A 13,735-nucleotide genomic window follows, 5' to 3' on the forward strand; every position below is an offset into this window, starting at 1 on the left:
TCAGAAATAATGGCAGAGATTCTTCCTAACTCTTCGAAAAAGCTGCTCCAATACATTTTGGATAGAATTGACATCCCTGAAACCAAGCAGGAGGTAGGTCAAATCGCCAATCTGATCATAGAGCATATATTTAACCTTGATCGGGCTGAAATCATTGTAGACCGCTCGTTGAATATGACCTCTAAGGAAAAGAAAATGCTGGATGGATACATAGATCGGGTGAATAATAATGAGCCCATCCAATATATTTTGGAGGAAGCGGAGTTTTATGGAAGAAAATTCATGGTCAATGCTTCCGTACTGATCCCGAGAAATGAGACTGAAGAGTTGGTAGCTCTTATTGTGAAGGAGAATAAGGAAAAAAAGATCAAATTCCTCGATATTGGAACAGGTTCCGGATGTATCGCTATTACACTGGCTAAAGAATTGAAAGAACCCAAGTCCGTTGCCATGGATTTTGACCCCAGGGTGATCAAAACAGCACGTGCAAACGCCTCAAAACTGGATACAGAAGTAGAGTTTTTGTTAATCGATATTCTTACGGAGCCTATTCCTGGCGGATCTTTTGATCTGATTGTAAGTAATCCACCTTACATCCGAAGAAGTGAAAAAGAACAAATGAAGCCCAATGTACTAGACCATGAACCTGGAATGGCACTTTTTGTAAATGACAATGACCCACTCATTTTTTATCGGAGAATAGGGGAATTGGCACAAGCTGCGCTAAAAGATGGTGGAAAACTGTACTTTGAGGTAAATGAAAATTTTGCTGACGATACTAAAGTGATGTTAGAGGTTATGGGCTACACTTCAGTAGATGTCATACAGGACATTAATGGCAAAGACAGGATAGTACGCGGGTTATGGTCCAATGATCTTTTCGCCCAGCCAGAAGGGTTTTGAACTACTCATTTCGATCCATCCTTCCTTTTTGAATTGAAATGAACTGCCAAGATCAGACTCACAGGTCTTTATGTTACCGTTCGCAGAACATACGATATCAGCCGATGTAACGAACTCACTACCTGAGGCAACCCATTTTTTAAAGAGGCCATCTGCCCTGAACCATCTGTATATTCCATCATAGTATACTATCGTTAGTATATTTTCTATATCGGACAGCTTTGTATCACGAAATGAGGAAAACGGTGACACAATATTGACTGAATTATACCCTGATGCCACTAAATAATGTAACGCCGTACTGAGACGATTTTCGTTATGCGTTGCGGTGATAAACTGTAATGGCGCCTGATGTGTCAAGTCTTGTTTTAAATCTTCAGGTTCACCTTCACCACACAGCACCATATCTAACTTGAATCCATAAGAAAGTACCTTTTCAAGTTGATCACTGGCAACCATGATTGTCGGAGCCCATTCCAACAGTTCTCCGAACCAGTTTTCCGACCCTGACATCAGGTCAAGGATTAAAAGAGCAGGTTCCTGCTCATCACGAACAATGTGATGAGAGGACATAGCTAAAGGTCTTTATGCGAACCGTCACAAAACGGTGGGTTTTTTGTGTGTTTGCAACCGCACCAAGCCATCTTCTTATCTTCGTCAATTACTTGCTTCATGGGAGAAAAACTGGTACCCTTATGAGAACCATCGCAGTATGGCTGGCTTTTGCTCAGTCCACATGCACACCAAAAATAGGTGCCACATTTACAATCTGCTACAATAGGTGCTTTTTGTACAATTTTAGGAGTATCCATAGGCTATGTTATTTCGTTCGGTTTCGCATCTGTTAATTCAATGGATAGCAATCTACAATATACTGTGAAAAAATCCGATATACTTCAGCCAACTCCTCGTTATTCTTTAAATAATCCAGGTGAAGGTCCAACGTTTCAAAATCATGCCGTCTGGCCGGACCAGTCTGTGCATTTTCCGGCCCCATCTCAAAGGCTTTGAGTACTGTCTCCTCTACTAAAGGGTATAATAACTCATTGTCAAGCTTTTCAGCCTTCATTATGTCTGCGCTAATACGCAGGCAGTGATTTACAAAATTATTGGCAAAAACTGCTGAAAGATGAAGGGCCCGGCGCTGGTCACTATTAATTTGTACCACCTTATTTGTGACCCTCTTGGCTACTTCTTCTAACAACCCCTGACCAAAAGCAGTATTGGCTTCTATACAGATCGGGACAGTATCAAACGACACCTTCTTCCCTTTGGAAAATGTCTGAAGTGGATAAAGTACACCTATATGATCTGTTGCTGCATAAGATAACGTACCCATAGATTGCCCTCCTGATGTGTGTACCAATATTGCATCTTCCTCGGGAAGAATTATTTCCTGGCTTATCTCTTCCAGTGCATCGTCACTTGCCGCTACAATGAACAGGTCTGATGTACTCAGAGAAAAGTCAAGATCCTTTTTTACTTCCGCCTGGTAGAGCCGTTTTACCAGTGCATCGGCATTTTTTTTGTTTCTACTATAAACCTCCTTCACTACCACACCGGCATTGTCCAGAGCTACAGCCAGGTGCCAGGCCAAATTGCCGGCACCAATGAATGATATTCTATAAGACATGATCTCTTACTGTTAGAAACCGAAAATATGAATCAATACTTGTTTGTTGACTCTATCAAGAAGATGTAAGGTAAATATTTTTTGAAATACTTTATTGTAAATATAACACGGTATCAAATAAAGAAGATCCTTTTAATCCATTTGAGTGAATAAGTCAAAACCCGGAAATGACATTAAATAAGTGTAACTCAATTAGGTTCAACACATTATTATTCCACTCCCTTTTCCCTCATTTTTTTGAACTCTGTATATCTCCTGACTACAGCAATGCCAAAGCCAAACATCAAAAGAAGGGTACCTAACCAAAGCACATTGATCAGGGGCTTTTCCAAAGCTTTTAAAATAATCCAATCTTTTTGCCGGGTACTGATTCCAACCTCAAATTGATTTTCTTCAGGATGGATATTCATGAGGGAAATGCGTAAACCTAAATCATTTACCTCATCAGGTATTCTACCCACGAGACCGTTTTTTACCAGGAATACAGGATGTGCCTCATACTCTTTTTCCTCGCCTTGTATCTTTACAAATCCTTTCACCGCCAGATCCCCTTCTCCCAGGTCTACTCCATTCACTTCGAAAATACGTTGAAGTCCTTCAAACCGGGCTACATAGTCGTTTACAAAAAAGTTTTCATTTACCGTTACCTTGAACTCATCGAGTTCACTCCATTCTACTTCTTCATGGGACAAACGAGTAACGACATGTGCATATAAATCCTTATTCAGGTCACGTTTGATAGCCGGTGATGCAGCTGCTCCCATGGTGGGGTTATCTTGAATACGGGGATAAAGGTTATATTTTTTTCCCTTGGCAGAAGTTAGCTCTATCGCATAGTAGGTGTTCTCAGCGTGAATGGCAAAAGTATCATTGGCCTGAAACAACTGATCTCCTTCAAAATACAAATCGTTATCAGCTACCGCCATAAATTCACTTATACGCGTTACCTGATCTTTTTTCACTAAACCAGGACCTTCCAATGGCTCCAGATGCTCTCCGGTATATTTAATTTGGTAATTATTCATCGTCTTAGGTTCGTTGATGAACAATAGCAAATTCTCACGGTTGAACTCTTCATCCAGCTCACGCGATATCAGCATACCGGTGTTGTTCAATGACACCACTTTAGAATAACCGGATGAAAACAACACCCCAATGAGCATCATGCCTACGCCTATATGAGCCACAGCCCCTCCCGACAACCTTGGGCTGCTCTTCAAAACACCTATTAAGATCTTTGTATTGGCTACTACAGTATAAATTCCCGCTACCAACAGCACCATTAACGTTGGATCACCTACATTAAACACTAAGATAACTACAGTACTTATGATCAGCGTAATAACTATGGGTAACGTAAGGTCTTTCTGCAACTGGCTGCGGTCCATTTTTTTCCACCAGAAAAACTGCCCTGTACCCGATAGTAAGGCCACTAACACCGCAAACCATAACTGAAATTTTGAGTAATACTCAATTTGATCTGCAGGAGGCGCCAGGTTAGAAATGCCACCAAAAGCCTCCACAATACTATTATACACAGGTATAGATGTGGGGACCAATACCTGGAACCCCATGAGGCACAAAGTAATCGCCCCTATTAAAATCCAAAACTCCCTGGAATAGGTGGAGGCCTCTTTTTCAGTAGTAGGCAGTGCTTTCCATCGCATCCAGGACAATACGATCGACAAAATGGTAAAAACCAGCAGATAGATGAGCAACTGACCCGACAACCCGAGGTCGGTGAAGGAATGCACGGAAGAATTGCCCAAAATCCCACTTCTGGTAAGAAAAGTGGAATACAAAATCAAAATAAAAGTTGTGATCACCAGGATAACAGATGCTTTCAGCGCTGTACTGCTCTTTTTGAAGGTGATCATCGTGTGAATAGAAGCGATGAGAAACAGCCAGGGAACGTAGACCGCATTCTCTACAGGATCCCAGTTCCAATATCCACCAAAGTTTAAAGTTTCATATGCCCAATAGCCCCCCATTAATATACCCAAACCAAGTACCGCGCCTGAGAATAGCGCCCAGGGCAAAGCCGGTCTGACCCAGTCACGGTATTTTTTCTGCCAAAGCCCTGCGATACAATAAGCAAAAGGAATAATGGTAGTGGCAAAACCCAGGAACAGTGTTGGAGGGTGGATCACCATCCAATAATTTTGTAACAGAGGGTTTAGGCCCGTACCATCTTTAGGAACGAAATCCGGATTTTCTCTGAATATTGGGGCATCAATAGCATCTCTCAGCAAGATAAAAGGAGAACTTCCGATCTTAAGTTCGAGCTGGGGAATGGCCACACCTAATATCATAGAAGACAAAAAAACCTGGACCAACATAAATACGGTCATAATGGACGGCTCCCAAAATCTATTGGTAAAGATCAAAATAGTACCGAGCACCGCATGCCAGAACATCCACAACAAAAAGCTGCCTTCCTGCCCCTCCCAAAAAGAAGAGACCATGTAATGTGTAGGTAACCGCGTGGAAGAATGGTTCCAGGCATAGTGGTATTCAAAATAATGATTATAAATGATGAAGAATAATGAAACTACAACACCCAGAACAGACCCGCCATGCATAAAAAAGAAAGCACGACCGTTGATCCGCCACGACTTTTTCCGGTCAAGATCTTCCGTTGTAGAAGCCTTAAAGTAAGAAAAAGAGGAAAACAGCGCCGTTATAAAAGCGGCTATGGAAAAAAAGTGACCCAGGTCACCAATGAAGGTGTGCATCATAAACTAGTCCTTTACCTATCAGCTTTCAGCAGTCACCGTTGTTTCCTGGTACTTTGAAGGGCATTTCAGCAATATTTTGTCTGCCACAAACACGTCATCCTTATAGGAGCCAATAACTACCACTTTTTCAGATTTTGTGAAATCCGTAGGCATCGGCTCATTATAAAAAACCTGTTGCTTTTCATGATTATCATCTATCATTATAAACGAGAAGGACAGTTTATCGGCAGATGGAAATAATCCTGTTATATTTCCGTTACTGTCTTTAGTGAGCTCACCTACCACATGAATACTATTGCTACGCCCGTCTTTGGCCATTTCATGGGCCTCCTTGAAAGTCACATACGAGCTGGCGTCACCGGCAGTTGAAATAATCATAAAAATGGCTATTGCAATAACTCCAATTCCTATCAGGTGGGTTTTCTTCATTGTATTGCTGTTTATGTATGATTACAAAGTTAAGACCTGCTTTGTTCTCATGTGCCCTTATTTCCCAACTGTTTTTCCAATCGACCTACTTTTCGATCAATTGACACCAGGTAAGTGATGGTTCCTGCCAATATGATCAGTATAATACCTGTTAAAACATATATTTTACCGTCTGCTCTAAATTGATCTGCCATCTCAACCTGATCATTTTTATAATCCTGCTCGGTTATCGCTACTTTATCCTGTCCGAAAAGCAGGAATGAAAAAAAGAAAAAAGATAGCGTTAAAAATGTTTTCCTCATAATTCTAAAATGGTATCAATTTTTCTTATCCTGATTCTCACTGTAGCCATCCAAACCCCCAGCAATGTCCATCCCATCACCGCCGGATAGAACGTTATTCTCAACCGGTTGTCCAAGTCATAAGCATTAAATCCAGGATTGCCCCCGTTACCCGGGTGCAAAGAATCCGTCATTCTCGGTAAGATAAACAAAAGCGGTATGAGTGCGGCGAAGGCAAATATGTTATAAACTGCTCCAATTCTTGCCTTTTGCATTGGGTCTTCCAAAGACCCTCTAAGCACAAAATAGGCCAGGTAGATCAAGAGACCTATGGCTGACGCATTCTGTTTTGGGTCACCACTCCACCAATCATCCCAGGTAAATTGTGCCCAGAGCATTCCTGTTAATATACCCAAAACACCAAATACGATACCCACGTTCGCAAACTCCACCGAGACCGTATCAAAATGCGCATTGGAACCTCTTAGATATTTTACGGCATACACCACTGAAATCGCCAGCATAATGATCATTCCAAACCACATGGGCACATGAAAGTAAAGGGCGCGAACGGTTTCATTAAGAATGTTCAAACGGGGGACATCCATTAACAATCCACCTGTTACTACATAAAGAAGTAATAACACTGTAATAACCTTCCACCAATTTCTAAGCATATCGTTTGCTCTTAGCTGCGCCAAAGATAGGGGAACAAGAGATAAGATAAAGCGCCTGCAATGGCATTTATTGCTAAGAGAATAACCATTTCATCATAAGAATCAGACCATTCCAATCCATCCATGGCGTTTTTAGAGATTTTAATCACCATTAGTAAAATGGGAAGTATGATCGGAAAACCCAAAACGGCCATGAGAGTTTGGCTATTCCTGGCTTTTGAGGCTATTGCCGAGGTCATTGTTAACGTAAAGGACAAGCCGATGGAAGCAATTAAGAGGTTAACTACAAACAGAGTCATGTCTTTCACGGGATTACCCAATACCAGCACATAGCCCAGCAAACCAATAAGTCCCATCAGCACCATCAGCAGCGAGTTGTAAGCGGTTTTGCCCACGATGACAGCCACAGGATCATGGACCCAATAGTAATACAAAAACTGTCCCTGCTTCTCCTGGATAAAACTTTTAGCTACGGCATTTACAGCTGCAAAAAGGATGATAATCCAAAACAGAACATTCCATGTAACAGGGTCCAACTGATTAGCCCGCACATTGAAGCTCAAATAACAAATGAATATGGTGCTAATTAGGTAAAGGAGTATACCATTCACCGCATACCGGTTTCGCCATTCAATGGTTACCTCTTTTTTGATCAGATAATATACCTGGCTGAGCACGGTTATGCTATTTGTCAATAGACTTCAAATAAGCTCCTGTTTCTCTGATGAATACAATGACTATAGCGAAAAGCAACCCGGTCATAAAGCCTCCTACCAATGATACAGAAAGTTTTGGCCCTTTTGGTCTGGTAAACGGTATGAAACCTTCAATCAGTTGGATACTGTCAATTAATTCAAGACTTTCTTCATACGAAAGCTCCTCCTTGAAGGTTTTAAGGGCCTGTTCATACACATTGGATGGATCTATGACTAATAGGTCTCTTCCTTGCCCACCGGAGGTTATCCTGGTATTGACTAACTCTTTAAGGCTATCGAGCTCAAGCGCTTCTTTTTTCATTTGTTTAATAAGCGCTACATATCGTTCTCTCTTCAATTGAACGCGCTTTTTGACGAATTCATTGTTCTCGAGAAAATCTATAATACCTTGTTGTAATGAGGGGAGAATAGCATTGTCAGTAATCTCGACGGAGATTAGAAAAATAATGTTAGCAGGACCTCCATCCGGCGCAGCAGCATCGGTTATATTCTCAACTTTTATCTCCCTCAAGTGTGAGGCTTCTGCTTCAGAAATACTGAGTTTTTGACTTAAAACTGGTCTATTGCGCTCATCTATTAATTTATTCAGGTTTTCAGTTAATGTCTCACTGTAAGCCTCCGTAAGGATGTCAGACCTCAACATCATACTACTTTCAAATACTGCAGGTTTTGTACCGTAAAAACCAGCACCTACAACCATTCCTATGATAATTGCAGATAGAAAAACTAGCTTATTTCTGTTTAATAATTTAAGCAGTTTCAATAAGAGCTCACCCAGGTCAATTTCATCAGATGAATTAGATCTTATGTCTTTTTGCATAATATTGGAATCTCTAGTAAAAATGCAAGTTTATTAAATAAGCTTTTGAGATGATAGGGATAACGAATAATTATTAGCTTTGTCTCCTTGAAAAAGAATTAGATTATTAACACAACGACTTCATTGTCTCCCATCAAAATTATAGTGACCGGTGGTGCCGGTTTTATTGGTTCTCACCTGGTGGAACAATTATTACATGATAATAGAATATTATCTGTTAGAGTAATAGATAATCTTTCCAATGGATATTATTCGAACATAAGCCATTTAAAAGAACATCCAAAGTTTGAGTTTTTCGAAAAGGACATTTGTGACTATGAGAAAATGGTGGAACTGACCAAAGGGTATGATGTAATTTCTCATCAAGCCGCACTTGGTTCTGTTCCGAGATCCATCGAAAATCCAATGCTTTCGACAAAAGTAAATATAGATGGCACCGTCAATATACTACATGCAGCTGTCGTTAATAAAATTGACAGAGTAATATTGGCTTGTTCTTCAAGCACCTATGGCGACCATCCGGCACTCCCAAAAAGTGAAGATACTATTGGTAAGCCTCTCAGTCCGTATGCAGTCACAAAGTATACTATTGAATTGTTTGCAGATGTTTTTCGACGCACTTACGGATTGAACTATATAGGTTTAAGGTATTTTAATATATTTGGCCCGAAACAGAATCCTGACAACCCATATGCCGCAGTAATACCCATTTTCTGTAAAGCATTTTTAGAAGGAAAGTCACCTGTTGTTAATGGTGATGGGTCAAACAGTCGAGATTTTACTTATATTGAAAACGCGCTTCAAGCTAATTTAAAAGCCATATTTACACAGGAAAGTCGAGCGCTCAATACTGTTTACAATGTAGCCTGTGGAGAACAGAGTTCGTTGAATGAAATGATCGACGCCTTAAAAGAGATCAGTGGAAAGGAAATTGATGCAACTTATGGGGCTGAAAGAGCCGGGGATGTAAGACATTCGAAAGCTGACATCAGTAAAATTCAAGACTTATTGCAGTACGAAGCAAGTATAAAATTTAAAGAAGGCCTGCGTAGCACATATGAATGGTACAAATCAAATTATGAAAACTGAGAAAATAGCTATCATCGGTCTGGGTTATGTTGGTTTGCCCCTGGCAGTAGAATTTGGCAAAAAAAAGACTGTAATAGGTTTTGATATCGATGAAGAACGAGTTAAGGAATTAAAGAAAGGAAGTGACCGTACACTGGAAGTAACCAGCGTAGAGTTAGCTGCAGCTACAAATTTAAGTTACAGTAGTAATCCTGAGGATTTACTTCTAGCGAACATCTTTATTATTACTGTCCCCACACCTATAGATGAATTTAAAACTCCTGATTTAACTCCCTTAAAAAAAGCTAGTACAACTGTCGGTAAAGCACTTAAAAAAGGAGATGTGGTGATTTATGAATCGACCGTTTTTCCTGGTTGTACGGAAGAAATCTGTATACCCGTTTTGGAAAGAAATAGCGGTTTGACTTTTAATAAAGACTTTTTTTGTGGCTACTCTCCTGAACGAATCAACCCTGGTGACAAAACTCATAGATTACCCAATATCAAAAAAGTTACCAGCGGCAGCACACCTGAGATAGCTGAAAAAATAGACCAACTGTATCAATCCATCATAACAGCAGGTACACATCTGGCTTCTTCCATTAAAGTAGCAGAAGCTGCTAAGGTTATTGAAAATGCACAACGTGATCTTAACATCGCATTTGTTAACGAGCTGGCGTTGATTTTTGACAAACTAGATATCGATACAACGGAAGTGCTGAATGCCGCCTCTACGAAGTGGAATTTCTTACCTTTCAAGCCTGGATTAGTGGGAGGGCATTGCATTGGAGTAGACCCGTATTACCTTACCTATAAGGCTGAAAGTATCGGGTACAATCCTCAGGTGATCATGGCCGGAAGAAGGATCAATGACACCATGGGAATTCATATTGCCAATAAAGTGGTGAAATTGATGACTAAAAATGACAATGCCATCAATAACAGTAACGTATTGGTTTTGGGCATCACATTCAAGGAAGATTGTCCTGACATCCGGAATAGCAAAGTCATAGATGTAGTAAATGAACTGGAGGGGTTTGGTATCAACGTAGACGTATATGATCCGCTGGCTGATAAAGTGGAAGTTCATGTTGAATACGGTCTGGAATTGATTGATGAACCAAAAAAAGAGTACCAAGCAATCATTTTAGCCGTCAGACATACATCATTCCTCAACTTAGATCTACCTGGATTAACCAATGAAAAAACAGTGATATTTGACATTAAATCATTCTTTAATAAGGAAGACATAACTGCAAGACTTTGATATGAAAAGAAAAAAAATACTAGTCACCGGGGGCGCAGGGTATATAGGATCACACACCTGTGTGGAGTTTATAAATGCTGGGTATGAACCGATCATCCTGGATAATTTCTCCAACTCCAAGGAGTTCATTCCAGAGCGTATTCAAGAGATCACCGGAACAAAACCACGGGTTATTGACCTTGATTGTGCGGCATACGAAAGCTTATTAGAGGCTGTAAAAGCAGAAGGAAATATAAATGGCATTGTACATTTTGCCGCTTTCAAAGCCGTAGGGGAGTCAACACGTAAACCACTGGATTATTATTACAATAATGTAGCAAGCACAACTTCCATTTTGAAGCTTATGGAAGCATTAGCAATAGATAATTTTGTTTTCTCATCTTCCTGTACCGTTTATGGCCAGCCGGACGTATTACCTGTAACAGAAGACTCTCCTATAAAAGCAGCCGAATCTCCTTATGGAAGAACAAAACAAATATGTGAGGACCTTATACAAGACTTCTACAAAGCTAAAGAAGATCTTAAAGCAGTTTCATTACGATATTTTAACCCGATAGGCGCTCACCCTTCCTCTTTGATAGGAGAGCTTCCTTTAGGAGTACCTAATAACCTGGTACCCTACATCACTCAAACGGCCATAGGACTACGACAAAATCTCACGATTTTTGGTGATGATTATGATACACCGGATGGTACTTGTATCCGGGATTATATACATGTAGTAGATCTCGCCAAGGCTCATGTTGCAGCATTATCTTATTTGGAGAAAAGTAATAATGGGCTATACGACATATTCAATTTAGGAACGGGTACAGGTAATTCTGTATTGGAGGTTGTGAATACCTTTGAAAAAATTGCCCAAATGAAACTTAACTATACCATAGGGCCGAGAAGACAAGGTGACATAGTTAAAGTTTTTGCCGATGTTTCCAAATCCAAAAACCTATTGAATTGGGAAACAAAACTATCCTTAATTGATGCGTTAAGGGATGCGTGGAATTGGGAAAAAAGTTTAAAGACGGCTGATATCTCATAGTCTTAGACTTTCAATATAGTTTATATTGTTTTAACCAAATTGTATCGAAACTATCTGATCCATTTTATTCTCAAATCAATTGACCAAAGAATTATCTCTGATGAGAATAAAAATCTAATATATCGATAATCAATCATTTAGAAAAAAAGGTAAGCAAAGTCCAATTTCAGTATTTCAACTTTGACATTTCTATTCATTCAAAAGGACACTAAAAAATGAAAGGTATTATTCTTGCCGGTGGTTCGGGCACTCGTCTTTACCCTGTCACAAAGTCTGTTTCGAAACAGTTGTTGCCCATTTATGATAAGCCGATGATTTACTACCCCCTATCCGTATTAATGATGGCTGGGATCAAAGACATTTTGCTTATATCTACCCCCCAGGACATTGAGCTCTTTGAAAGAATGTTAGGGAATGGGGAAACGCTGGGCATAAACATTGAATATAAAATCCAACCCAGTCCGGACGGCTTAGCCCAGGCATTTTTGCTAGGAGAAGAATTTATTGAAAATGATAGCTGTTGCCTGATCCTTGGAGACAATATTTTTTATGGCTATAATTTTTCCAGGGTTTTAAGAGAGTCATCGCAACTAGATAACGGTGCAACGGTATTTGGTTACTACGTCAATGACCCTAAGCGTTACGGTGTAGTAGATTTCGACAACAGTGGAAAAGTTTTGTCTATCGAAGAAAAACCTGAACATCCTAAATCCAATTATGCCGTAACCGGTTTGTATTTTTATGATAACACGGTAGTCGAAAAAGCTAAGGAGGTAAAGCCATCCACACGCGGAGAACTCGAAATAACCGACTTAAATAAAATGTACCTGGAGGAAGGCATTTTAAATGTCCAACTGCTGGGCAGGGGTATGGCATGGCTGGACACAGGAACACATCATTCACTATTACAAGCCTCTAACTTTGTTGAATCTATTGAAGAACGTCAAGGGTTGAAAATAGCCTGTATAGAAGAAATAGCCTTTCGTATGGGGTATATTAACCAGGAACAACTAAGAGACTTAGCACAACCATTGATCAAAAATCAGTACGGTCAGTACTTACTAAAAATAGCCGATTCCAAATGAAATTAACTGAAACCGGATTTCAAGGGTTATACGTTTTGGAACCCAGTGTTTTTCAAGATGAAAGAGGCTTCTTTATGGAAAGTTATAACGCTGAATGTTTTAAAGAGTTAGGAATAGATACGGTCTTTGTTCAAGATAATCATTCTAGATCAAATAGAAATGTCATTAGGGGATTACATTTTCAAAATCCTCCATTTGCACAAACTAAATTGATAAGGACGCTGAAAGGTATTATCTTAGATGTGGTTGTAGATATACGGAAAACAAGTGCAACCTATGGAAAGAGTTTTAGCATTGAACTGACATCAGAAAACAAAAAACAATTATTCATTCCACCCGGGTTTGCTCATGGGTTTGCAGCATTAACTAATGATGTGGAAATTTTGTATAAATGTGATCAGTTTTATAATAAAAGAAGTGAAGGAGGACTATTATATAATGACCTGTCATTAGATATCGATTGGCAAATAGATGATGTTCAGGCAATTGTGTCCGACAAAGACAAAGTAAACCCAAAGCTCAGTGAATTTAATTCAATGTTCTAGCCATTTCACCAAAAACGATACCGAGGAGTTGGATGATCAACTATTTTCATGGGTTTTCCAGCTAACCGGTATTGGAAGAACAAAGAAAACAAGTGAGGCCTGTTCCATAGAATTGCAACGATCCGATATAGTGTTTTTCAAGCTGGTATATAGTCTTCTCAAAACCGAAGTTTGTTTGATTCTGACTGACTTGGATAACTACAAACTTCACTAAATGACCGACCTAGTGCACCCCTGCCCTTACCACTCACTGGGCTAAAGTAACAGATGGGATCTTCTCACTTCATAGACCTTGCCTTTAACTCATTATCAGTAGAAAAGAGAACAAACCTGTATAGTTTGGTATAAAAACCCACATGCTACATGTCAGTGGGATAAGGTCAAAAAATAAAAACTTTTATGAATGAATTAGTTAGAGTCTGTCTATAAAGTCTATCGGGGTTAAAAAAGTAATAGATTAGTTGAAAAAAATGTGTTTCGGTAGTATTTTTCATAAAAAACGTTGAAACTATTAAACCAAGCCCTACTACAGTTCGA

15 protein-coding genes are annotated in these 13,735 nt (G+C 39.7%); 6 read left to right on the plus strand and 9 right to left on the minus strand.

What is annotated here, in order from left to right; all coding sequences use genetic code 11:
- Window positions 1-9 precede the first annotated feature (9 nt).
- The gene (prmC, locus tag FNH22_RS25235; protein ID WP_143401285.1) at window positions 10-903 is read left to right on the plus strand and encodes a peptide chain release factor N(5)-glutamine methyltransferase; all 894 of its coding nucleotides are present in this window, start codon (window positions 10-12) and stop codon (window positions 901-903) included.
- Here the strand turns inward: prmC and FNH22_RS25240 are convergent.
- The 9 genes from FNH22_RS25240 to FNH22_RS25280 form a co-directional block, all read right to left on the minus strand.
- Window positions 862-1,476, minus strand: coding sequence for a hypothetical protein (locus FNH22_RS25240; protein ID WP_143401286.1), 615 nt, complete (start codon window positions 1,474-1,476; stop codon window positions 862-864). The two genes, prmC and FNH22_RS25240, sit on opposite strands and share 42 nt — an antisense overlap.
- 2 nt (window positions 1,477-1,478) lie before the next feature.
- Window positions 1,479-1,715, minus strand: a complete 237-nt coding sequence (locus FNH22_RS25245; RefSeq protein ID WP_143401287.1) for a CDGSH iron-sulfur domain-containing protein — start codon at window positions 1,713-1,715, stop codon at window positions 1,479-1,481.
- 32 nt (window positions 1,716-1,747) lie between these two features.
- Entirely contained in the window at window positions 1,748-2,536 is a 789-nt protein-coding gene (locus FNH22_RS25250) for a Rossmann-like and DUF2520 domain-containing protein (protein ID WP_143401288.1), read from the minus strand.
- A 209-nt stretch (window positions 2,537-2,745) separates the two neighbouring features.
- Window positions 2,746-5,274 carry a cytochrome c biogenesis protein CcsA gene (gene ccsA, locus FNH22_RS25255; protein ID WP_143401289.1) on the minus strand — a complete coding sequence of 843 codons (2,529 nt, stop codon included), beginning with the start codon at window positions 5,272-5,274 and terminating at the stop codon, window positions 2,746-2,748.
- Window positions 5,275-5,292: 18 nt separating this feature from the next.
- A complete protein-coding gene (locus FNH22_RS25260) occupies window positions 5,293-5,703 on the minus strand; it encodes a cytochrome c maturation protein CcmE (protein WP_143401290.1) in 411 nt (136 codons plus the stop codon).
- 47 nt (window positions 5,704-5,750) lie between these two features.
- Window positions 5,751-6,005, minus strand: a complete 255-nt coding sequence (locus FNH22_RS25265) for a CcmD family protein (protein WP_143401291.1) — start codon at window positions 6,003-6,005, stop codon at window positions 5,751-5,753.
- Window positions 6,002-6,661, minus strand: a complete 660-nt coding sequence (gene ccsA / locus FNH22_RS25270; RefSeq protein ID WP_255518156.1) for a cytochrome c biogenesis protein CcsA — start codon at window positions 6,659-6,661, stop codon at window positions 6,002-6,004. The genes FNH22_RS25265 and ccsA (FNH22_RS25270) overlap by 4 nt, the downstream gene beginning before the upstream one ends.
- Before the next feature lie 11 nt (window positions 6,662-6,672).
- Window positions 6,673-7,356: a heme exporter protein CcmB gene (locus FNH22_RS25275; RefSeq protein WP_255518157.1), complete on the minus strand. Its 684-nt coding sequence runs from the start codon at window positions 7,354-7,356 to the stop codon at window positions 6,673-6,675.
- Window positions 7,346-8,197, minus strand: a complete 852-nt coding sequence (locus FNH22_RS25280; RefSeq protein ID WP_143401293.1) for a hypothetical protein — start codon at window positions 8,195-8,197, stop codon at window positions 7,346-7,348. Before FNH22_RS25280 ends, FNH22_RS25275 begins: the two co-directional genes overlap by 11 nt.
- 123 nt (window positions 8,198-8,320) lie before the next feature.
- Between FNH22_RS25280 and FNH22_RS25285 the strand changes: the two genes are divergently transcribed.
- The 5 genes from FNH22_RS25285 to rfbC all read left to right on the plus strand — a co-directional run bounded on the left by FNH22_RS25285 (window position 8,321) and on the right by rfbC (window position 13,198).
- Window positions 8,321-9,286, plus strand: a complete 966-nt coding sequence (locus tag FNH22_RS25285; protein WP_143401294.1) for an SDR family oxidoreductase — start codon at window positions 8,321-8,323, stop codon at window positions 9,284-9,286.
- Window positions 9,276-10,532 carry a nucleotide sugar dehydrogenase gene (locus FNH22_RS25290; RefSeq protein WP_143401295.1) on the plus strand — a complete coding sequence of 419 codons (1,257 nt, stop codon included), beginning with the start codon at window positions 9,276-9,278 and terminating at the stop codon, window positions 10,530-10,532. Before FNH22_RS25285 ends, FNH22_RS25290 begins: the two co-directional genes overlap by 11 nt.
- A gap of 1 nt (window position 10,533) precedes the next feature.
- The gene (galE, locus tag FNH22_RS25295; RefSeq protein ID WP_143401296.1) at window positions 10,534-11,568 is read left to right on the plus strand and encodes a UDP-glucose 4-epimerase GalE; all 1,035 of its coding nucleotides are present in this window, start codon (window positions 10,534-10,536) and stop codon (window positions 11,566-11,568) included.
- Window positions 11,569-11,783: 215 nt separating this feature from the next.
- Window positions 11,784-12,653, plus strand: a complete 870-nt coding sequence (gene rfbA, locus FNH22_RS25300; RefSeq protein WP_143401297.1) for a glucose-1-phosphate thymidylyltransferase RfbA — start codon at window positions 11,784-11,786, stop codon at window positions 12,651-12,653.
- Window positions 12,650-13,198 (plus strand): dTDP-4-dehydrorhamnose 3,5-epimerase, encoded by a 549-nt coding sequence (gene rfbC / locus FNH22_RS25305; RefSeq protein WP_143401298.1) that lies wholly within the window; start codon window positions 12,650-12,652, stop codon window positions 13,196-13,198. The genes rfbA and rfbC overlap by 4 nt, the downstream gene beginning before the upstream one ends.
- Window positions 13,199-13,735 lie beyond the last annotated feature (537 nt).

The organism is Fulvivirga sp. M361 (assembly GCF_007097395.1).
GTDB lineage: Bacteria > Bacteroidota > Bacteroidia > Cytophagales > Cyclobacteriaceae > Fulvivirga.